We start from the raw sequence: 21,256 nt of genomic DNA, 5'->3' as shown, positions 1-21,256 counted from the left end.
GACAGGTTCCAACACTATTTATTAATTGATTACAGGTGATAGAGTTCGCTGTATTTCTGTTTGAGTTGATTCATTAGCGGGAAATGTGAAAGAGTGTTTCCTGTGACAACTTCGACCAGTCTATTGGCACGATAACGTTTACCGTGGTGATGAATATTCTGGTTCAACCAGTTCTTAAGTGAAGAAAATTCACCGGCTTCAATCAACTGATTCAGGTCTCCCAGTTCTTTTTCTGCTGCCTGATAGAAGTGAGCTGCATACATGTTTCCCAATGCATAAGTAGGAAAATAACCAATCAACCCGGCACTCCAATGGACATCTTGCAGGCATCCATTTGCAGGGGTGTCTGGAGTGAGATCAAAGTACTCTTTGAATTTCTCGTTCCAGGCTGATTCCAAATCAGCGGGTTTCAAATCTCCCGAGATTAGTGCTTTTTCTAATTCAAAACGTAGCATGATATGCAGGTTATAAGTCACTTCATCCGCCTCGACTCGTATAAATGAGGGGCGAACATTATTGATCGCGCTATAAAAATCATCGATTGCCACATCCGATAAAGCTTCGGGAAACATTTTCTGTGCGGGCTGATAGAATCGGTTCCAGAATGCTCGACTACGGCCAACCAGATTCTCCCACATCCGTGACTGCGATTCATGGATTCCCAGTGATGTTGAACTCCCGGCTGGAGTGCCAAAGAATTCCGTTTGCAGGCCCTGCTCATAGATTCCATGACCGGCTTCATGCAGTGTTCCAAAAAAAGCACCAGGAAAATGATGTTCGTCATATCGGGTTGTCAGGCGACAATCCCCGGGGCCAATTCCACTGCAAAATGGATGAGCTGCGATATCCAGTCGTCCGGCTTCAAAATTAAATCCAATATTTTCAGCTGCTTTAAGGCTGAACTCACGTTGTTTTTCGATGGGATAGCTTCTGGTCAGAATTGAAATATCAGGTTTCACTCCGGAGTTCTGAATTTCTGCTACGAGGTTAACAAGTTCATTCCGTAAGGGGAGAAAAGCCTGCTCAATTAATTCAGCAGTCGCCCCTGGTTCGTATTCGTCGAGCAAGGCATCATAGGCCTGATTTCCTTCAAATCCGATCGCCGACGCCTGTTCGCGCTTCAGGGCAATCATCTGATCCAGCCAGGGTAAGAAGTCGTCGAACCTGTTTTGTTTTCGTGCTGAAACCCAGGCATGGTGAGAAAGAGTTCCCACCCTGGAAAGTTCTTCCACGAGACGCCGTGGAAGTTTCGTCATGCGGTCATATTCATGGCGTGATTCTCTGATATTAGCCTGTTCGTATGAATCTTCATCCCAGGCAGAGTTTGATTCCAGTTCATCCAGGAGATCACCAATTTCAGTATTGGTAGCCTGCTCATGAACCAGACCTGCCATTAAAGCAAGTTGATTCGCACGATGTTCAGCTCCTGCATGAGGCAGACAGGTCTGCTCATCCCATTCCAGCACAGCTGAGCAGGAGGCCAGCAATGAGGTCTGTTTCAGTCTGGTAAGTAACAGTTCATATGTATTATTAGAAGTATTCATTGAATAATTATTTCTGCCGAATAGTGTTTCGTTTCGGTAAAAAGATTAATGAGATCTTTTGAACTCCGGCTCGTACTCATGACTTAGAGACAGTGTCTACTTTTCAAACGATTGGTTTTTGTTCAGATTAGTCTGGAGTGCCTTCATCTCCATAACGACCTCCCATCTGATAGAGTGGCAAAAACCGATAGTAGACTTCGAGACAAAGTGTGCTCAGGGTTGTTGAATAGAGTCGACCCCCATAAGGACCCCACGGGGGGCGCGGTTCCCAGCTTCCCGCATTATCTCCCTGAGTGATTTGTTCTGAAATCAAAAGTTCTCTCAAATCCTCATTCCATTCCCGCCAGGGATTTCCGCCATATTGATACATGGCCAGGGTACCATAGTACCAATAGTAAAGATTGTGTTCTGAACGACGGGGTGGCCGTTCAGAAAGAAACTGTACAGCTTCAGTACATGCAGGATTATCTCTGCGGATCCCCAGCATTTGTTTGCAGAATAAAGATTCAGCCGTCATTGCAGGGGTGGGAGGCGTCGCAGGTTCGACTTGACGATATGTGGCCAAGCCATCGTGCTTACCCATGCTGCGATCTTTCAGAAATTTAACCATCAGCTGTTTGGCGTCCGAGGGAATGGGGATACCGGCAATTTCAGCACTCTTCAAAGCCATCAGTTGCCAGCCAAACATGCTCATATCACTTTTCTGTCCTTTGACATATCGCCAGCCACCATCATATGGGTTTTGGTTTTCAATAATATAAGCAACAGCCCGAGCGACACTTTCTCGTAACTGCGGATTTGATTTTGGATCGTTTTGTAAGCCGTAAGCTTCTGCCAGCGCATATGTTGCCATGGCATGCGAGTACATACGGGCATAATGGGTTGCCTCTCCGCCCAGAAAACCATCGGAATTCTGCTGTTTGATCATCCACTGTATCGCACGATTTAAATTATCAGCATACAGGCCTTCTTCCTGAGTGTAGCCTGCACCCAAAAATGCTAATATTGAGAGAGCTGTTAATCCTGCATCTGCCTGTATTCCTGCATTGCGGCGATCAATTCCCTGTTCATCAATTTTGACTTGGCCTGCACCAAACCGATTTGCGTCCCAGTAACCTGCCCGTTCCTGATGATTGGCTAACCACTTCAAACTCGATTCAACTGCACGTTCCGATTCTTCCGTCCCACCAAACTTCTGGGCAATCTCTTTTCTCTTTGATAAATTTCTCAGTCTGTAAGTTGCAGGGATATTGGCCTTGGTTCGATTGGAAACAGCATCAAAGTTAGGACGAAGTGCATCAGGTTGAGGCCCTTTTTGATTCATTGTGAGTGGCAGCGTACTTCGTTCTGCCAGTAATCGATCAGAGTCGGGATTGGCTTTACCCGAAGTGGTTTGAGGAGCTGAACGTTGGATCGTCCCATCAGTTGCAGATCGCGTCGTGCGAGATTTTCGTCTGGCAAAGCGAGGTTCCGTGGGGGCGACGTTAGAGTTGGTTTCGCTGGACTCAGCAGTTTCCACACCTGTAGTATTCATTTTCAGGTTTGATGGTGCAGGACCGGTTCGCTTGGACAGCAGGGAATCATAGGCATTTCGTTCCAGAACCGACTGAGGATCTGTTTGGGCATTTAAAGCCAATGTTTTTTTCTGGTCATTAAATGAAGGCTGAATGCGATCTACTGCTCCTGGTGTTGATTGACGCTCGAGTTGCTGATTGAACTGGCCACTACGAATCATTTTGCTGCGAGTATTTGATGTCGACGGTACTGAGACTTCTGCTCTGGATTCAGCAGTAGTATCAGTGATTTCCAGAGGTGCCTGAGACTGTATGCGTTTCTGACTGACGCTTTCAATGTTTACTTTCGATGGAGTGACCGGCAAGTCAGATTTCGAAACAACATCTGGCATCGGCGTCTCTGAGATTTCCTGTGGCTGTTCTTTTTCTGGGGGCGCAGACAGGGGAGTGAACTCAGGTCGACTCAAATCAATGCGGGATAGTTCCTGCTTTTGGGGGGGAGTCAGTTTTTCCCAGACAGGCGAGTTGCCTGACAGTTTATTTTTTATCGTTTCCGTGCTCTCTGCCAGATTGAGGGTAATGTCATCGTTTTCCTGTTCCGGCTTTGCGTTAGCCAGTGATTTTACTGCCTGCTCCGGCCAGAAAGTGACTACTCCGAGCGATAATGACAGATGAACTATGATAGAAAATAAGAGCGCTTTCGATGATGCGTTCCGATCTCCCCAGCGCGTGACCAGCATCGAAAGCAGATGAATGGATGCGAAGATCGCTGCTAAGATTAAAAACCCCCATAGAATCTGCTCGAAAGTCATCTCTCGACCAGCCAGGATCTTTTCGATCAGGTTATGAATGCGATTATTCATGTCAGGAATCGTCTCTTAATCGATTTGCTAAAGAGACAGAACGAATTTTGACCCTGTGGCAGATCTCCAGAATATTCATTACATTTTGATAGGGGCCTGTGGAGTCTCCCCGTATAACGACGGATTGTCCCGGGAAATTTTGAGTGGCCGTTTTCAGGAAAGATTCCAGATCTTCCAGACTTTTCTTCTCACCATTAATCGAAATTTGACCATCCTGTTGTACATTGACGATGATGTCATCGGGCAGATTTGTTAAAGGCTTCGCATCAGTCACTGTTGGAAGCTTTATATCATACTGGCGCTCCATCTCTGTAAACTGAGTACCAACCATAAAAAAGATGATCAGCAAGAAAACAATATCTATCATGGGGGTCAAATCGAGCTTTGGCTCTTCGACGGTACCCGTTTTTAACGGCATTCTTTACATCCTGAATCAGAATTCATAGACCCGATTTTCGCAAATTAAAAGTTTATGAAATTTGGGTGAGGGGGATTGTGCTTCGAAGATACCTCGAACCGATTTGATGATTGCGTTGAAACTCCACGTTTCATGGAATGAACTGCTGCAGACGCCCTGAATGTTTGCATTATACTCTATTAGAATATTCGTATCTGTTTCAACATCTGATAATAATCCGGATTCTATTCGGTTTGATACATTTAAACACTATGGGATCAGAAGCTTGTCAGCTCTAATTGTATTATTACAGACCTTGATCAGTAAGCGGATAATAAATTTTGTGGTCTTGCTCATGCCCCTTGTTAGAAAAAATAATCAGAAGTCATTTTCTTATCAGATGTTAAGCAAATTCACACACAGGACAGCCCAAAAAGTATCAGCCGAGAGATTACCTTATTATAGGGCTGTCTCCCCCCACTGCAGCCAAGTCAGTCAATTTCCGGCTAAAATTCTCTTACTCGTTAATTCACTAAGTCTGGATGCTCCATTTGTTGCGATCACCTGGTTATGGTGTTTTTCAACAAGGTACTCAACTAAAGTCGAGATTCATGATTATTTTATCTTATTCAGTGTGACCTGGTTAGCCTATTTGGGAGACCGATTGCTGGATAGTTTACGATTACCAGATGCCCCAGAGAGAACGCCGCGGCATCGATTTACTCGGGAATTCTTCTGGCCACTGCTGATCTGCTGGGGGCTTGTTGCACTCATTTCGACAATCTGTTTATTTGAATTGCTGACAAAAATTGAGTTGGTTTGGGGCTTCGGTTTACTGTTTGTGCTGGCAATCTACTTCCTCAGTTGTTTTTATATCCCCAAATTTGCCAGAGGTTTGCTTCCGAGAGAACTACTGGTGGGTATGTTTTTTTCCTTGGCAACTCACTTCTTTATCTGGTCACAGGTCCAAAGCTGGGACAATGGTTTTATATGGACATTTAATTGCTTTCTCTTTTTATGTACATTGAACTGCCTTTGTATTTCCCGTTGGGAATATCAAACTGACAGACAGGCTGGCGAAGTATCATTTTTTACAAGACACCCCGATTTAATGATTCAAGTTCCGTACTTTCTGACGGGGTTCATCATGTTTCAGTTATGTATCTGTAGTTACGCGATCGCAATAAATCTCGTGCCAGTATTTGAAATATCGATGATCTCCAGTAGTTTGATTTTATTGATACTTGATCGGCGTTCGATAAATCATCAGCTTAAACCAGTGTTAGCTGATTGCGCATTGCTCACACCGTGTTTATATTTGAGCCTCCGGATATGAATTTTAATCGAGTTGCTCCCTGGTTCGAGCGATTAGAAAAAATTGTATTCCGGGAGCAGATGCAGTTCTGTAGAACCGCGTTTCTCTCCGATTTGCCAGAAATCAAAAAAGCCGCTTTGATCGGGGAAGGTAACGGAACTTTCCTGATCCAATTTCTCCAACAGTGTACGTTTGAAGAAATTCATTACATTGATTCCAGCGAAACAATGTTAGAGCTTGCTCAAAAACGATTGCGAAAAAACGTTCTACCCGGGATAGAGAGAATCGAGTTTCACAGCTGTGATTTGACTCACGACGCAATGCCAGCTCAAAATTATGACCTGATTGTTACGAACTTCTTTCTCGATGTTTTCAATGAAGCTACTCTCAATGAGGTTGTCTCAAAGATTTCCTCAGCATGTACTGATGAGGCTCACTGGTTATATGCCGATTTTCAGGTGACCGGTAATCGATTTCGACGATGGCGGGCAATAGCATGGGTAAAAATCATGTATCTATTCTTTAAATTTGCTGCTGACATTCAAACAATGCGGTTGTCTGATCCTTCAACACTGCTTGATCGCAATGGCTTTCAAGTGATATGTTCCAATGAGTTTGATAATGGATTGATGCGAGCTGAACTAAGACAACGGGGACTCTAAATTGTCAGAGACACTGATTTACTCTGCAAATTTAGTCCAAAATGAGAAATCAATACTACATATCAGCAGAAAAATAATTTGAAACAGCGAAGAGATACCTTCTATATGCATATCAGAAATCTCGATATGATAGTCTTCCAGTTTTCGAATAATCCAGTAAATCAATATGGCAGCTGCAAGTAAACCCGGTGCAAACCTCCCTGGAGAAAACCAGATTCCTGCTAGAAGCAATGGAGTTAAAATTAAACTGGAATAAGTGAGTTGTTTTAATGTTAATGGAAACTTCGGGTTTGCCCATTTCGCTGCTTCATCAGTTGCCTCTGCAAAGCAGATAGAGAAGGGGATTAGCCAGATTCCCAGTGTAATTGAGATGATAATTAATATGCAGGGTGCCAGCAGAGTAACTGAGTCAGTTAGCAGATGATAAAGCAGCCCCATTCTCAGCAACATCAGCGTAATCGTCAAAACAAAAATATTTCCTGCAGAACCTGCTGAAGAAGACGGAAAAATTAATTCACGACTTTGAGGGATTGCGCCAGGAGTAAAAGTACGCAGGCAGAGTAATTCCAGAGAGCCAACCAGAAGAACGGCGATATACAATGGCCAGAATAATTGGACGATTATTAACAGAAGCATCAGAAGAATTGCTAACGTCAATCCAGCAGCGGGAAGAAACAGAGTACTTCGTTTCCGGATGATCTGTTGGCGATCAGACTGGAGATTAAGCATCGGTATGCGAATACATCGCTGCAATGCTTCAAAATATGCGAACAGGTAATCCACCCAGTCAGTTTCGTTCGGATTTCTGGAATCTGAATGATGTTCCCCAAAGGGAGAATCTCCGGAAGAATTTGTGACAGTCATATTTATCCTGGGTTCTCACAAATAAGTCGGTTCAGTGATGTGTGGGACAGATCCACGAAAGAGATTCAATCAAAACGATCTTTCTTTGATTGTAAAGCGCTGCGCATGCACAAGGCCCTCCCGGAAGGAGGGCCTTGTAAGTACGTGATAAATTCGATTTTTATTTAGTTGCGTAACGCAGGTCCATCAGCATCTGTGTGATACGAACAGCTGTTTCCTGGAGTTGGAATTTTTCACGAGTTTCACATCGTGAAATCTTTTCGTGTACCTGGAACCAGCTATCAAACAACTCTGAACTTTTTGTTCGGACCAGAGCAGGTGATGCTGGTCGCATGAGAATAATTCGATGCAGTTCGTGGGCTGTATTCGAGAAATCCCGAATGGAATTCTGAGTAGACTGACGGAATGAAGGAGACTCTGTAGCCAGCCATTGCTCGGCAATAACTGAGAGCTGAGTACTTTGAGTTTCCAGAGAAACAACCAGTTTTGCCAGATCAATACTCTCTGAGGGTTGTTCAATTCGCAGAGAAACCCGCAAAGCATTGATTGAATTATCAACTTTATCCAGCAGTTGAAGAGCGGCAGGGCTCTCAACTGTATGGAACATGGCCGAGAAATCTTTCCATGCTTGCTCAATATACGAGAAAGATGTAATCAGGTTACTTGTTATGGTTGACTGTATCGATCAGGTTTTCCACAGTTCCGTAGAATTCATCGGAAGTCGCAATGTAATTTGCTGGTGGCAGGCTGATTAACAAACGCAGTGTTGCTCTACGATAAAATTCATCAACATCACGTTTAAGCGCTTCTGTTAAGTGAGCGATTTCCTGCATGTTCGCTCCATCCTGAGGCAACCATAGTAATTCCTGGATGGATCGGTCCTGCTGTACAACTCGTTGAATGCCACGGCTTAAGATTCGATTGTGGTAAGGCCGCAGACGAGTTGCAAACGAATTCCAGGAATCACGAAAAGCCAGATACTCGCGTTTGATTGCATCATAGCTCTGGCGATCTATGATCAGATTGGAGACCTGAATCATTCGTTGCTCTACTTCTTGTCCTGCTCTTACCAGTTCAAATCTCTGAGGTTCGCGAGATAGTTCAATCTCAATATCTTCCACCAGAATTCCGAGTGCATTGGAAAGTGCAGAAGTTTGAGTCAGGAGTTCTGTTCGTTTCAGCTGAGGACCGGTCTGAAGTAAATCACCCAGTTTACGATCTGACTGATTCATTTTCGCAATCAGATTTTGAGATTCCCGGTCAAGGCCACGAACGTTTTCCAATTGAAGCGAGACAACTCGCCAGAGCTGATCAATTTCACCATATTCCGCAGCAATTTGATTTAAATCATTATCGCGGCGGACACGATCTGCGAGGATTGAAGCACGAGCTCTCACTTTGAGAACATCTGCAATATACTCTCTCACTCCAGGAACCTGATACATCACCCGATTTAAGCTGATCGCAAGAGCGGAACTGTCCTTGGAGAATTCCTCAAGGGTCTGGCGAACTTCATTGATATTAATCCGTGATGTATTCAATTGTGGTGCAGGGGGGAGGTCCAAACCAGAAGGTTTGTATTCCCGATCACGTGTCGCCAGTTCTGATTTCTCTAACAGACGAAGCAAATCATTAACTAATTTACTGTTTCCATCATTGATCGATTGTGCTTGAACGTTGGAGTTTAAACAGGTTAATGTGAGTCCGGATACCAGAAGGATAACCATTATCTGGGGACCAAAGGACTTTGAGTCCTTCCAAAACATGTGATTACAAAAAGTGTGGTGGAGGCGGGAATACATTCACACAATCCTTTCTCGTGAATTCTACGGCTTGACCAGCAAGTGCCTTCCTTGACGATCACTTAGTCGATGTTGTGTAAAGACCGAGCATGAAATGACGCTCGAAACAATGGGCCCTGTCAAAAATGAACACGTTTATATCAGTGTTATAAGATATTGCCGGAGAAGGTGCTCTAAAGAAAAAGAGAATCCTATCAAAGTGTCCCGGCAGATCAGGCGGCGAAGTTTACTGGTTTTGGAAATTACGTCAAGACCATGCTCAGGGGTAATCCTCCGTGAGTCTTAATGCTTCAAGATTCGAAGCTCAAAAGAATAATTACGCAGCCAATACAAAACCTGAGACGGCAGTCCAGGGGAAAGGTGCAGGCTTTGTGCTGCAGGGTATATTTATGGATTATTCCACGCGGAAAACGATAAATGGTGTAATCATATAATGGACGGGAATTGATTTGATCCATTGTAATTTTGGGGGCGTTTAGTTGTGTGTTGTCAATGTTACACTTTTACGAGATGCTTTCAATGTGCGTTTGATGAGAATGTGAATTCGTAAGTGTATATATAATAGTAAGATAATGTGGTCTATGATTGTGGTGATAGTATTTGGCACACTGAATGCTATAGATCTAATCAGCCACTTTAACAATGTCCAAATGACATCATTATGATTCCGGGATGAGATGAGTATTGATGCTCAGCAATAACAGGAGAGTTTGAAATGTTAGTATTAACTCGAAAACGAGATGAAGTGATTCAAATTGGTGACAATATTGTGATCAAGATTTTAAAAACAGGAAAAGGTGCAATCAAAATTGGTATTGAAGCACCTGGTGATATCCGCGTCATTCGAGGAGAACTACTGGAAACAGAAAAGCAGACAGAGGTTGTAGAAACTCCCGCCTCGGCACAAAAAAAACAGGGATTAAATGCACAATGTGCATAGCGAACTGAATTGTTGGAACGGGGCATATTATGTGAGCCGTTATATTATTTTCTATCAAAGAATTCCGTTAAGCCATCATAGAGGAAGTTGATAGGCCGGACTTAATAACCGCATAGCGGTTGATATCGGAGGGGATCATGAACCGATCACAATTCAATTATTCACAAACTGAAACCATCAATTCTGCCCGACTGTTTGTCTGGAGTATGGTGATTCTGCTAACCGCAGTTTTTCTGTCAGGATGCACGACACTATCGCATGCGGCAGAGTATGACCCATATCAGAATCATTTCAATCAAAATGGTTCTGGACAATCATTTGAACGCGACCCATTCAATGCGGGGCGGGATTCATATACACCTTCTTATTCAAACGGTCGGCGTCATCAGCGATATCGCCCTGTTACAGATGAAAATCGATTTGATGAGTATGAATTAAAGCTGAAGCAACTGTTGTCGGAAGAGGCTCAAACTTATGAACGACCTCAAAACCAATACAACTCTTTCTCCAGAGATCGATTTGATTCCGGTCAGAGACGTCAAAGTCGTGAAAATTTCGATGACAGGATCGACAGTCAAAAGTTAAGAGAGCTGATTCGAGAGTTACAACAGAGGAGTATGCCTCAGTATGACCGAGATCGATATGAAACCGAATTTCCCAAACAGTATCCTGTCGACCCAGATCAGGAACTGAGAAATAAAATTTCACAGCGATATTCCAGTGCCTCAGTTGTGGGAACTTTGCAGAATATGGATCCGCAACGAGCTTATTCATTTTACCTGGAAGTGAACCGTATGATCGATTCACGTCATGTCCAGCCACCTTCCTATGATGTGAGAACCCGAAAATCACTTCAAAATCTGATTTTGGCAGTAGAAAACCAGAATTTCATCAATGCCAATCGGATCGCAGCCTCACCAGAACAGATTCGAATGGTACAGCAAAGCTGGCAGCAACTGATGAATCAGAATCCTGCTCGGAATGCTCAGGATTCGGTTACGGTAATGCGTCAGGCTGCGGACATTGCAGGAAGTCAACTGAGAATGCAGGCAACAGGAGTGATTTATGAGTTTGCTTATGGGTCCCTGGAAGCGATTGATAAGCACTCTCGGTTTGAATTTACACCCAGTTCTTCAGGTCCCCGTGTTGATGTGGGTGGCAACAGTGTGGTCGGAGTAGGCGTTCAACTGAAAACGCATCAAGAGGGAGCTGTTATTTTGAGAACATTGAATGGTGGTGCAGCTCAAAAAGCCGGACTGCAAAGAGGTGATGTGATCGTCGGTGTCAATCAGAGGAATTTAGCTGGGCTGTCTCTGGACGAAGTTGCCAATCTGATTACCGGCCCAGCGGGTTCCACGGTGACCATTGATGTTCGTAGAGGAGATAGTAATGCCCGTGTGAACCTGAATCGTCAGGCAATTCGCATTACCAATATCAGCGAAGTCAAAATGGTTGATGTACAACAGAAGGTAGGACTCATCCGGCTTGAAAAATTTGGTGAGGGGGCTTTACAGGAATTAGATCGAGCTTTATGGAGCCTGCATCAACAGGGCATGAAGTCACTGGTATTCGATTTGAGAGGAAATCCAGGCGGGTTATTGACCGAGGCAATATCGATCTCGAATCGTTTTGTTCCATCTGGTAAAATCGTTTCAACTCGAGGACGAACTCAGGGTGATAATACTGTTGAGTCAGCTACGCATGATCAAACCTGGAAAATACCTCTTGTCGTATTAGTCGATGGTGACAGTGCGAGTGCCAGCGAAATATTCGCTGCTGCTATACAGGAAAATCGCAGGGGGCTGATTGTCGGGAGAAAGACCTATGGTAAAGGGACCGTACAGACTCATTTTCCGCTGCAATCTGTTTCTGGTACTTTCTGGTTAACAACCGCCAAGTTTTATTCTCCAACAGGTCGAGAGATGGCTGGTGTTGGAGTAAATCCAGACGTGACTGTAAATATGAGCGAACGGGAGCTGGAAGAGATCGGACCTGTCGACCGGGACCTGCAGGCTGGTGTCAATACGATTTTAAGCCATAAACCAGGTGAACTGGTAAATAATATGTCTGGAAAACCACAGGCAAAACCAGCACTATTTCAGTTTTCAGGCTAATTTGAAGTCTCTGGATTATCAAGTTTCAACTTGTTCCTGATAAAATAATGACTCTCGTATTTTCGGGTTTCGATATAGAGCGACTTGCTTTTCCGGTTTCGCCGGGCATCGAGACTTGTATGATGCGAGAGTTTTTTATTTATATTGGGTTCCTCAGAGAACCCATCCTACAAGTATCCAATTCGAGATTGATGATGAAGTGTGAAATTTCACGAAATGTTCAGTCAGCTGCCAGACTGATTCAAAATGGAGAACTGGTTGCATTTGCGACTGAAACGGTATACGGGCTTGGAGCTAACGCACTGGATCCAGAAGCGGTAGCACAAATATTTGCAGTGAAGCAAAGACCACACTTTGATCCGTTAATCGTACATATCGCGAACACGGATCAACTTGAGGAACTGACTTCTGACTTTACTTCAACAGCTGAAAAACTGGCATCTACATTCTGGCCTGGACCTTTGACGTTGGTATTACCTAAAAAAAAGATCGTTCCCGATCTTGTGACGTCTGGATTAAATTCAGTTGCGATTCGTATTCCTGCACACCCCGTAGCCAGAGAGTTACTGGATCTAGCTCGATTGCCGATTGCGGCACCCAGTGCAAATAAATTTGGATGCCTTAGTCCAACGCGAGCCATTGATGTTGCTGAGCAGCTTGGTGAAGAAATCAAACTTATCCTGGATGGTGGAACTTGTACTGTCGGCGTGGAATCGACTGTCATCCAGTGTCTTGGGGAATGTCCTGTTCTACTCAGACCAGGGGGAATTTCTCTAGAAGATATTCAAGCTTGTGTAGGGGAGATTCGAATGGCTGAAATAGAAGATTATGCTGAAGTAAAATCTCATGTCAGTCCAGGAATGCTGCCAAAGCATTATGCTCCTGGCACCCCACTGATCATTGTTGATCATCCGGATCAACTGCCTGAATCAGGCTTATTTGGTGTGTTGAGTCTCTACCCGTTAGAAGACACTGAATTCAGGGATTGCCAGTTTTCCGCTCAGCAGATTTTATCTCCTACTGGAGATCTGAAAATCGCTGCTACCAATTTCTTTTCAGCCCTCAGAAACTTAGATGCATCTGGCGTGGATCAGATAATTGCTATTAGACTACCAGAGAGGGGATTGGGAAGAACAATCAATAATCGTCTCGAACGAGCTGCGGCATCTTAATCAGCAGATTGTTGATTCCTGATTCCGAAAGTTCTGTACGCACTGATTGATTGTTTCAAATAACTGTTCACGTTGAATCGGTTTTGTTGCGTAGCTGTCACAGCCTGCAACCAGGCATTCTTCGCGGGCACCATTCATTGTATGAGCAGTCAAGGCAATTACTGGATAAGAATAACCCTGGGATCGGAGTTGTCTGGTGGCTGCATATCCGTCGAGTTCGGGCATTTGCATGTCCATCAGTATCACGTCGTATGGTGAGCCTGCTTCCTTGGCTATCATAGCTTTTTTGAGGGCAATCAATCCATTTTCAGCCAGGGTCACAGTGTTACCAGCTTTTTTTAACAGGTAACTGATCAATTTCTGATTATCGATCCCATCTTCAGCAAGCAGGATATCGTAATTCATCTCCGTGAATTGAGTATCAGTATTTTGATGATTAGTACGCACGCATTCCGCTTCAAATGTTTTTTGATCAACAAGCTCCTGTTCCTGACACCGACCCGTTTTGACAGTTACTGAGAAAGTGGTTCCGTTTCCATACTGACTCTTTACAGAAATTTCTCCTCCGAGTATATGAGTGAGGCGCTTGCAGATTGTCAGGCCCAGGCCGGTTCCTCCATATTGTCGAGTTGTTGAAGAGTCTGCCTGCATAAAAGGCTGAAACAGTCGTGAGATTTGTTCCTCAGTCATTCCAATGCCAGAATCAACTACATCAAACTGAATTATCGGTTCATTTGTGTCTAGCGCTGAGGCTGCAACAATCAGTTTTACGTGGCCTTTTCTGGTAAATTTGATTGCGTTGCTCAGCAGATTAATCAGAATTTGCCGTATTCTGACAGGGTCGCTTTGAATCCAGCGGGGAATTGATCCATCAATTAGCACAGAGAGATCAAGTCCCCGGTCGATTGCTCGAATTTTCATTAATGTTTTTACGTCATCCAGTAGCTCAACTAAGGAGCAATGAATGGCTTCCACTTCCAGTTTGTCAGCTTCAATTTTAGAAACGTCCAGAATATCGTTAATGATCTCCAGCAGGTATTCACCATTTTTCCTGATCGTGTCAATATGCTGGTTCATTTCCGGATCATCGTTACGTTGTCTCATGATTTCCGCAAAACCCAGAATCGCTGTCATCGGTGTTCGTATTTCGTGACTCATATTTGCGAGGAACGAACTTTTGATATGGCTGGCTTTTTCTGCGTCCTGCTGTGCAATGACCAAGTCTTCCACCATATGATTAAACGCTTCAGCGAGTCTACCGATTTCGTCTTGTGACTCAACGGATATCCGGTGGTTCACATTTCCAGCCGCAATGAGTTCTGCACTTTGTGACAGCTCCAGAATCGGGGAGACAATTCCTCGTGAGATCATCCAGACAAACAGTAGGCCGAATATTGTTCCCGCACATGCCAGGATTCCGATTACCAACTTAGCTGATTGAATTGATGAATCCGCATTGTGTGTCGCAGCGACTGTCTTTAAATGTATTAAAGGGTGAGCCTGATTCTGCAGTAATGCATCAATCGAGTCCAGGCATAGTTCAAATTGGCTTAATAAACGATCGATTTTATCAGTAATTTTGACAACCTGATTTCCATAGGTAGTTGCCTTGACAAATTCCTCATCGATTAGCTTCACTCGTTGGTATTCTATGTGATTCGAAATAATATTCAGGTATTTTGCTTCAAAGACTTTAAATTTCTTTTCGGCATCGAAGATGCGTGAAAGTAAAGTCTGATTCCGTTTGACGATATATTCTTCTATCGATCCAAAAGCGATATTCAGATATTTCTCCATGTTATGAGTTACTTCAGCGCGTTTAATTCCCTCCTCAGACAAATCATCATTTGATTTCAGCCTCTCACGGTCGATCAATTGATTGATGATGCCGACATGGTTGATAAAGACATTGAGAGCAGCGTCTCGTCTATCAGCTAGATCAATAATTTCTGAAGACATCAGATTATATTTTTCATACAGAATCGAGATTTTATTTCTCAATATCAGTTCGTCATCCGAGTTTGCCAGTTTTTGGTAACGCAAATAATTATCAGAAAAACCATCACGTGAATTAATCAGTTTTGAGAGATGTTTCTGGTTTCTGTCACGTACATAATCCAATACTGCGCGAGCGATTTCTCCCGCTTTGATTTCCATTTCAAGAACGGATTCTTCAAGTGGTTCATCTACATTCACCAATTGAGATATATTCTGATTGATGAGAGAGATCTGGAACCATGTTACAATTCCACTGACAACCTGAATCAAGACCAGTAGGCCAAAAGCAAACTTGAGACGGTCTGAGATCGACCATTTTCGCAATTTGGAAGCTATTCTGAGTAATGGTTTTGAGATTTTCATCGGATTGAATAAAAAACGAGGTATTAGATATGGAAGTAGAGCTAAAGTGATGTGGGATTTATCTCAACACGACAGGTTGTACATAGAAAGAACGTTGAATTTATCATGCCCCAAGAGAGGCAAATCCCTCCTCAAAACTGTACGCTGAAAAAAAACGTGATGATTTAAGAAATATAAATCATCACGAAAAAACGCAATTTGATTAATGAAAATATGACGCTTGCAGGTTGAAGTGATAGTAACAACCTGACATAGCTTGAAATCGATACTAAGCAGCAATAAAAAAACGCCAGCACCGTTCAGAGGGGGGTGAACGATACTGGCGGTCAACAAAAATCTGGTTAGCTAATTGAAAACTGAAGTGATAAGTGTCCAGATATTTAATTCGGCAAAACAAAATACAGGAAGCAAATCGAAACGGCCACAATTTCAACCAGATAGATTCAAGGTTGCTTGCTCTTGAGAGGTAACTTAGTCGTGAAACTGATAATTTCCAGCTGGAACTATGCTGGATGTCTCTTTTATCAGGTCATTATAAGTTATCGTATTGTGATTGAGCGAAGCCTCACAAGAAATAAAAAATCGACTTTTAAATCGATTGTCAACGATTACCGGATCATTACAGGAGTGTCGATTGTGACGATATTCTGGTGGTTGAACTGTAGATCATGAAGCCTTGCGATCAGGATTCAGGCTCGTACAAGACAATGGGATCTGATTTCTGCGGCAATCTCTTTGAGCGGCAGGATCTTATCCGCTAATCCTGAGCCGACGACTGCACCAGGCATTCCCCAGACCACGCTTGAAGCTTCGTCCTGCGCAATAATCGTTCCACCAGATCTTGCGATATCAAAACTGCCTTCGATTCCATCCTCTCCCATACCCGTGAGCATAACGGCCAGTGTGGCACTTCCAAAATGTTCCGCAGCTGATCTGAATAATGGGTTTACTGAAGGTCTGCAAAAATGCTCAGGTGGTTCCTGACTGATTAACGTTACCTTCTGCCCCTCATTTTCACCAATGAGAAGATGGCTGCCACCGGGGGCTACATAGGTTTTATGCGATTCAAGTGGTTCGTTATGTCTGGCTTCCACAGTGACTCGCCCGCTGTCCTTTTGAATATGTGCAGCCAGGATTTCGGTAAATCCCGGGGGCATATGTTGCACTATCAGTATGGGGATAGGTAAGTCGATCGGGATTTGAGGTAACAGTTCAGCGAGTGCTTTAGGGCCCCCTGTGCTGGTCCCAATGACGATAACTTCCGGTTGTTTATAAAATTTGATGTTCTTACTGAATAAAGGCTTTTTTTGTGGGTCAGGGGTCTTTATTCCAAATTTAGGAGCGATTTGTTTTTTAGTTTCTGGTTGGTTACTGTTTGCTGAATTTCTCTTCGGGCCAACGGCTTTGATCATCATAACCAGTTCCTGAGAGAGCACACGAATGCTTTCTGCTGCACTGGATGTTTGTGGTTTTGCAACACAGCCGATCGCACCCAGAGAAAGGGCTTTCACAGTCGTTTCTGCGCCCTGAGAGGTTAAACCGCTAGCCATTATGACAGGGGTGTCAGGAAATCGTTTTTGAATTTCCTGCAGCGCAGTCAGTCCATCCATTACCGGCATTTCAACATCTAGAATTACTACGTCAACGGGATGAGCCTTCATCCAGCTCAGTGCACATTCCCCATTCATTGCTGTACCGGCGACTACAATATCAGGATTTTGTTCCAGAGCTTTGGAAATCAATCCACGTATGACAGCGGAATCATCAACAACTAAAACGCGAATCAGGTTAGATGGCATGAAGACTTCCTTGTGTTTAACAAACTCAAACAGGTTGACTATATGAATTGAAAGATGAAAGGTTAATTTTGATTCAACACTCTCCCCCTAAATAGGATAGGTCAGTTATTTGATATGCTCGAATTTGTGATTCGTTTTTTGAAAACTAATTGATTACAGATGCTGGAACAGTTCCTGCTTTCGTTATAATCGGACTGTCGATCAGCGATCTTACTTATTTGTTTTATTGCGTTCACTGGTTTGCTCAGCCCGCATTTTTGATTTAGGAACACCCATGCCGGTACATCCTCAAGTAGCTCAATACCTGGAAGAAATAGCAAAAATAGATCTACCTCCCTTCGATGAAATGACTCCGGAATTCATGAGAAGTACGCTTACGCCTTCGCCGGATCCCCATATACCATCCAGTACGATTGAGAATCGATCTATCCCAGTGAATGGTACGGAAATCCCAATTCGACTCTATACTCCACCCGAAGCCCAAATAAAAAAGAATGAAGTGTTACCGGCCCTTGTTTTTTTTCATGGCGGAGGCTGGGTGATCGGTACATTGGACGCATATGATGGTGTATGCCAGGATCTGGCTGGTACCGCCAGTTGTAAAGTAATTTCTGTAGACTATCGTATGGCACCGGAATTCCCCTATCCGGTTCCTTTTGAAGATTCTTACTTAGCCACGGAATGGATTTCGGCACATGCCAGCGAATTAGGCATTGATCGTCAGCAAATTGCAATCGGCGGAGATAGCGCGGGCGGAAATCTGGCAACAGCAGTAGCGCTTAAAGCGAGACAGTCAGAATCTTTAAATCTGGTTTATCAGTTATTAGTTTACCCCGTCACAAATTACCGCTTCGATACAGAATCATACCAGAGATTTGGGTCGAATTACTTTCTGACAAAGCGGGCGATGGAATGGTTTTGGGAGCAATATCTGCCTGACGAATCTGCGGGAAGAGAAATCTATGCTTCACCGCTCCGCTGCAAAAATCTGACAGGAATGCCAGATGCCCTCGTTATTACAGCAGGGTATGATCCATTATATTCGGAAGTAGTTCAGTATATGGATTTACTGCGAAAATCTGATGTGAATGTAGAACATCTGAATTATGAAGACATGATCCATGGTTTTTTCAGACGCTCCGATTTATACGATCGTGCTTACGAAGCAGTACAAGCTGCGGGAAAGAAATTGAAACAGATTTATGCCCGCATCTAAAATGCATTAAATCAATTTATTCTTCTGCGGCAATTTGATGTAAACGGCCGGCGATCAGGATTTGCAGAATAAAACAGCAAATCAGACTCAAATAAAATGCTGGCAACAGTATCCCAGCTTCTCCGATCGTATTTTGGAACATGAAATAGAAAAGATGTAAAAGTGGCGTTGCGCAAGCTTCCACAACAATAAATGTGCCTAACGCCACTGCCAGGGAGCCCCAACGGACAACCAGTGAGTAGTATGCTAATAAATGGAGAAAAACGCAGAATTGGATGATCATCAGGGGAACCAGGGAGTAGAGGCCTGTCGTTGTAAGGTAAGAAATGCTTTCTGGCAAAATATATAATACAAGTGCAATGGTAAGACTGACCGGTATCAGGGAAATTAGAATTCCCCCCACTTTTTCATAAGCGATGCGCAACATCGAACATGGCAGAATAGAGAGGAGCGGAATCATTTTCTGAATGCGTTCTTCACGAAAAATCCGCGATGTATAGATGGTGCATTCCACAGCAAAACTGATAAACAACAATATAAGAGATGCGCTCACCAAGTCCTTCCAGGTAAAGGTCTGTATTGAGCTGGAAGTGGTGTATTGATCGAATAATATTCCTCCTCCTACTACGATGGTAATAAACGCTGGATATAGAAACAGCTTCAGCAGACTTGCTCTCATACCACCGCCCGAGAACTGGAATTCTTTCCAGACAAATACATTTGTGCCGGGACGTGAATTCATCACTCGATGATACGACCGCTTTTTTCGGATTCCTGACTCTTTGAAAGATGGATGAGAAGTACATCTATCAAAGACCAGCCAGGCTGCAATAAAGAACAAGATTCCCAGTGAAACATTACTGATGACTTGTGAGCTCAGAATGGAGTTTGAATATCCTGTTGTGAGTATTTGCTTTATTTGTTCAACGACTGAATGTTCCTGGCTGATTTCAAAGAGATATTTGCTGCTTTTTGAAATGGGATCCGTTGTTGAGAGATATCCCCGTGTTTGAAGATTGACAGTGAGACGATATTGAAGTGTTGGAACTATGAAGTAGAAGAATAATGCTAAAAGTACAAACGCAATCGCTTCACCTGATCTTCTGGCATAGACCGAACAGAGTAAGGCAAAGTTAGATATTAGGATAATGTAGCCAATTAAGGCGGCAAATGTTGCATAGATTTGTAGCGGGGTAATTCCACCTAACGAGACTGAAAGCAGCAAAAAGGGTAATTGTCCCAATAATAACAAAATGATACGCAATGCTCTGACACTGGATTTTCCAGTTAACAATGCAAGCGTATTGATCCCGGCAAGTTTTAACAGGGGGAGAGTTTCTTCTTCTTTTTCTTCCGTGATTGCTGTGGAGAAAAATCCTATCCCGGCTAATGATACCAGCCAGAAATTGAGCCATATTATTTTAGTAAAAAAATCCAACCCGGGTGAACCAACTCGTGAGCTGGATATCCAGGAAGAAAAGAGAATACAGAACACAATTCCTACACAGGCAAATCGAAGTAGATGCGTTTTTTTCTCTCGCGTATCTTTCTTTAACGCAAAGCTGGCAAAAATGAATGACCCTCTCAAAGCTCACCTGTTTCCTTAAGTTTAATTCTGGAAGTTAGCTCCCCTGATCAGACAGCGGAATATCAAGTGAATATAAAATCAGCCCCTCTTTCTTGAAGATTTCTGGTGTCTTTGGAAATAATGATTCTGGTACCTTGGCCAGCACGAGTAATTTTCCTTTGTGCACTGGCCAACTGATATTTTGATTTACGTGGTCTGATGATACGTTTAATGACTTTTGAACAAGGATTGGAAAAAATTGTTCCCAAGCCAAACTCTGATTATTTTCTTTTGGTCTGACAAATGGAAATAATTGGTTCGGTGCGATATAAGATGAATCGAGAAGCGGGTTTTCTAACAATAATGGGGATAATTTCCTCGATTTTCCCTGATAGATTAATTGGTTCTTTTCCCTCTGCAGTTCATAGATATTGGAATCAAATACAAAATGAGCCTGTTCTACATTGCTGGGGAATTCTTTACCAATCTCAAGTGTGAGCGATTCCAAGCCAGATTCATTGATAAGGAATGAAGCTGATTTCGCCATGATTAATGGTTCTGGAATTCTTGCATGATGAAAGAAAGTTCGAAAAGAATTCGGAGGAATATCGGCCTGTAATTGTCCTTGCGTCCCACTGGTGGTAAAACCGCTCACTTTGTTATAGGGTTGACACGTACAATAAATATGGGAATCTCCCTCATGAGTGATTATAAAATTCCCACCAGAAACAATTCCCATACTTGACCATTCAGAAATGATTGTTTTGTGATCCGGGACAACTTCAGCAATGATCAGAGAATAAATTTGAGATGTTTGGTTTGTGCTATAGCGGCCCACAAAAAGAAATATGAAACAAAACAATAGTGTGTTCAAACCATAGATTAGATAGAAGCTATAAGAATATCTGGAGTATTTTGTGATCAGATAATAAACTGGTCCGACAATGATCAGATAAATGAACGATAGTATGAATATCAGATACCAGATTTGTCGTGGCTTACTGATGTCAGTCAAAGTTGTCAGTAATTCCTCATCAAGATTCTGAAAATACGTCTCACCGAAACTGGAAGATGCGATAGCCCAAGACTGGCGGACTCCTGAAGAATACTTCAGAATCTTCTTAGG

At 43.2% G+C, this 21,256-nt stretch carries 15 protein-coding genes; 5 read left to right on the top strand and 10 right to left on the bottom strand.

Features of this window, described 5'->3' with window-relative positions; all coding sequences use genetic code 11:
* Window positions 1–29: 29 nt before the first annotated feature.
* From AACZ40_RS07655 to AACZ40_RS07645, 3 genes are all read right to left on the bottom strand, one after another.
* Window positions 30–1,544: a carboxypeptidase M32 gene (locus tag AACZ40_RS07655; RefSeq protein ID WP_291171312.1), complete on the bottom strand. Its 1,515-nt coding sequence runs from the start codon at window positions 1,542–1,544 to the stop codon at window positions 30–32.
* Between the two features lie 127 nt (window positions 1,545–1,671).
* The gene (locus tag AACZ40_RS07650) at window positions 1,672–3,921 is read right to left on the bottom strand and encodes a terpene cyclase/mutase family protein (protein WP_291171310.1); all 2,250 of its coding nucleotides are present in this window, start codon (window positions 3,919–3,921) and stop codon (window positions 1,672–1,674) included.
* Between the two features lies 1 nt (window position 3,922).
* The gene (locus tag AACZ40_RS07645) at window positions 3,923–4,339 is read right to left on the bottom strand and encodes a biopolymer transporter ExbD (protein WP_291171308.1); all 417 of its coding nucleotides are present in this window, start codon (window positions 4,337–4,339) and stop codon (window positions 3,923–3,925) included.
* Between the two features lie 1,311 nt (window positions 4,340–5,650).
* Here AACZ40_RS07645 and AACZ40_RS07640 point away from each other — a divergent pair.
* Complete coding sequence (locus AACZ40_RS07640; RefSeq protein ID WP_291171306.1) at window positions 5,651–6,295, top strand: class I SAM-dependent methyltransferase; 645 nt, start codon at window positions 5,651–5,653, stop codon at window positions 6,293–6,295.
* An 18-nt stretch (window positions 6,296–6,313) separates the two neighbouring features.
* Here the strand turns inward: AACZ40_RS07640 and AACZ40_RS07635 are convergent, their stop codons facing one another.
* The 3 genes from AACZ40_RS07635 to AACZ40_RS07625 all read right to left on the bottom strand — a co-directional run bounded on the left by AACZ40_RS07635 (window position 6,314) and on the right by AACZ40_RS07625 (window position 8,586).
* The gene (locus AACZ40_RS07635) at window positions 6,314–7,159 is read right to left on the bottom strand and encodes a hypothetical protein (RefSeq protein WP_291171305.1); all 846 of its coding nucleotides are present in this window, start codon (window positions 7,157–7,159) and stop codon (window positions 6,314–6,316) included.
* Window positions 7,160–7,319: 160 nt separating this feature from the next.
* Window positions 7,320–7,766, bottom strand: coding sequence for a hypothetical protein (locus AACZ40_RS07630; protein WP_339673844.1), 447 nt, complete (start codon window positions 7,764–7,766; stop codon window positions 7,320–7,322).
* Between the two features lie 52 nt (window positions 7,767–7,818).
* Window positions 7,819–8,586, bottom strand: a complete 768-nt coding sequence (locus AACZ40_RS07625) for a hypothetical protein (protein WP_339673842.1) — start codon at window positions 8,584–8,586, stop codon at window positions 7,819–7,821.
* A gap of 1,090 nt (window positions 8,587–9,676) precedes the next feature.
* On the opposite strand from AACZ40_RS07625, the gene AACZ40_RS07620 reads away from it, so the two are divergent.
* From AACZ40_RS07620 to AACZ40_RS07610, 3 genes are all read left to right on the top strand, one after another.
* Window positions 9,677–9,901, top strand: coding sequence for a carbon storage regulator (locus tag AACZ40_RS07620; protein ID WP_291171302.1), 225 nt, complete (start codon window positions 9,677–9,679; stop codon window positions 9,899–9,901).
* Between the two features lie 1,043 nt (window positions 9,902–10,944).
* Complete coding sequence (locus AACZ40_RS07615) at window positions 10,945–12,015, top strand: S41 family peptidase (RefSeq protein WP_291171300.1); 1,071 nt, start codon at window positions 10,945–10,947, stop codon at window positions 12,013–12,015.
* Window positions 12,016–12,062: 47 nt separating this feature from the next.
* A complete protein-coding gene (locus tag AACZ40_RS07610) occupies window positions 12,063–13,187 on the top strand; it encodes an L-threonylcarbamoyladenylate synthase (RefSeq protein ID WP_291171298.1) in 1,125 nt (374 codons plus the stop codon).
* Here the strand turns inward: AACZ40_RS07610 and AACZ40_RS07605 are convergent, their stop codons facing one another.
* Together AACZ40_RS07605 and AACZ40_RS07600 are read right to left on the bottom strand one after the other, a co-directional pair.
* Complete coding sequence (locus AACZ40_RS07605; protein WP_291171295.1) at window positions 13,188–15,509, bottom strand: ATP-binding protein; 2,322 nt, start codon at window positions 15,507–15,509, stop codon at window positions 13,188–13,190.
* 728 nt (window positions 15,510–16,237) lie between these two features.
* Complete coding sequence (locus AACZ40_RS07600) at window positions 16,238–17,347, bottom strand: chemotaxis response regulator protein-glutamate methylesterase (protein WP_291171293.1); 1,110 nt, start codon at window positions 17,345–17,347, stop codon at window positions 16,238–16,240.
* A gap of 274 nt (window positions 17,348–17,621) precedes the next feature.
* Between AACZ40_RS07600 and AACZ40_RS07595 the strand changes: the two genes are divergently transcribed.
* On the top strand, window positions 17,622–18,563 hold the full coding sequence (locus tag AACZ40_RS07595) for an alpha/beta hydrolase (RefSeq protein WP_291171291.1): 942 nt from the start codon (window positions 17,622–17,624) through the stop codon (window positions 18,561–18,563).
* A gap of 16 nt (window positions 18,564–18,579) precedes the next feature.
* Here AACZ40_RS07595 and AACZ40_RS07590 read toward each other — a convergent pair whose 3' ends face one another.
* Both AACZ40_RS07590 and AACZ40_RS07585 read right to left on the bottom strand, forming a co-directional pair.
* Window positions 18,580–20,151, bottom strand: coding sequence for a hypothetical protein (locus AACZ40_RS07590; RefSeq protein ID WP_291171289.1), 1,572 nt, complete (start codon window positions 20,149–20,151; stop codon window positions 18,580–18,582).
* A 34-nt stretch (window positions 20,152–20,185) separates the two neighbouring features.
* On the bottom strand, window positions 20,186–21,256 hold a 1,071-nt coding region (locus AACZ40_RS07585; RefSeq protein ID WP_339673836.1), incomplete at its 5' end, for a hypothetical protein.

This window comes from uncultured Gimesia sp. (assembly GCF_963972345.1).
Lineage (GTDB): Bacteria > Planctomycetota > Planctomycetia > Planctomycetales > Planctomycetaceae > Gimesia.
The sequence above is the reverse complement of the archived record's forward strand: the minus strand, read 5'-3'. Positions and strand labels throughout refer to the sequence as shown.

Coding starts and splice junctions, on each gene's coding strand:
- AACZ40_RS07630 (WP_339673844.1), bottom strand. CDS start 7,766: ATGTTCCATACAGTTGAGAGCCCTGCCGCTCTTCAACTGCTGGATAAA.
- AACZ40_RS07615 (WP_291171300.1), top strand. CDS start 10,945: ATGCAGGCAACAGGAGTGATTTATGAGTTTGCTTATGGGTCCCTGGAA.
- AACZ40_RS07650 (WP_291171310.1), bottom strand. CDS start 3,921: ATGAATAATCGCATTCATAACCTGATCGAAAAGATCCTGGCTGGTCGA.
- AACZ40_RS07635 (WP_291171305.1), bottom strand. CDS start 7,159: ATGACTGTCACAAATTCTTCCGGAGATTCTCCCTTTGGGGAACATCAT.
- AACZ40_RS07595 (WP_291171291.1), top strand. CDS start 17,622: ATGCCGGTACATCCTCAAGTAGCTCAATACCTGGAAGAAATAGCAAAA.
- AACZ40_RS07600 (WP_291171293.1), bottom strand. CDS start 17,347: ATGCCATCTAACCTGATTCGCGTTTTAGTTGTTGATGATTCCGCTGTC.
- AACZ40_RS07645 (WP_291171308.1), bottom strand. CDS start 4,339: ATGCCGTTAAAAACGGGTACCGTCGAAGAGCCAAAGCTCGATTTGACC.
- AACZ40_RS07655 (WP_291171312.1), bottom strand. CDS start 1,544: ATGAATACTTCTAATAATACATATGAACTGTTACTTACCAGACTGAAA.
- AACZ40_RS07620 (WP_291171302.1), top strand. CDS start 9,677: ATGTTAGTATTAACTCGAAAACGAGATGAAGTGATTCAAATTGGTGAC.
- AACZ40_RS07640 (WP_291171306.1), top strand. CDS start 5,651: ATGAATTTTAATCGAGTTGCTCCCTGGTTCGAGCGATTAGAAAAAATT.
- AACZ40_RS07610 (WP_291171298.1), top strand. CDS start 12,063: ATGACTCTCGTATTTTCGGGTTTCGATATAGAGCGACTTGCTTTTCCG.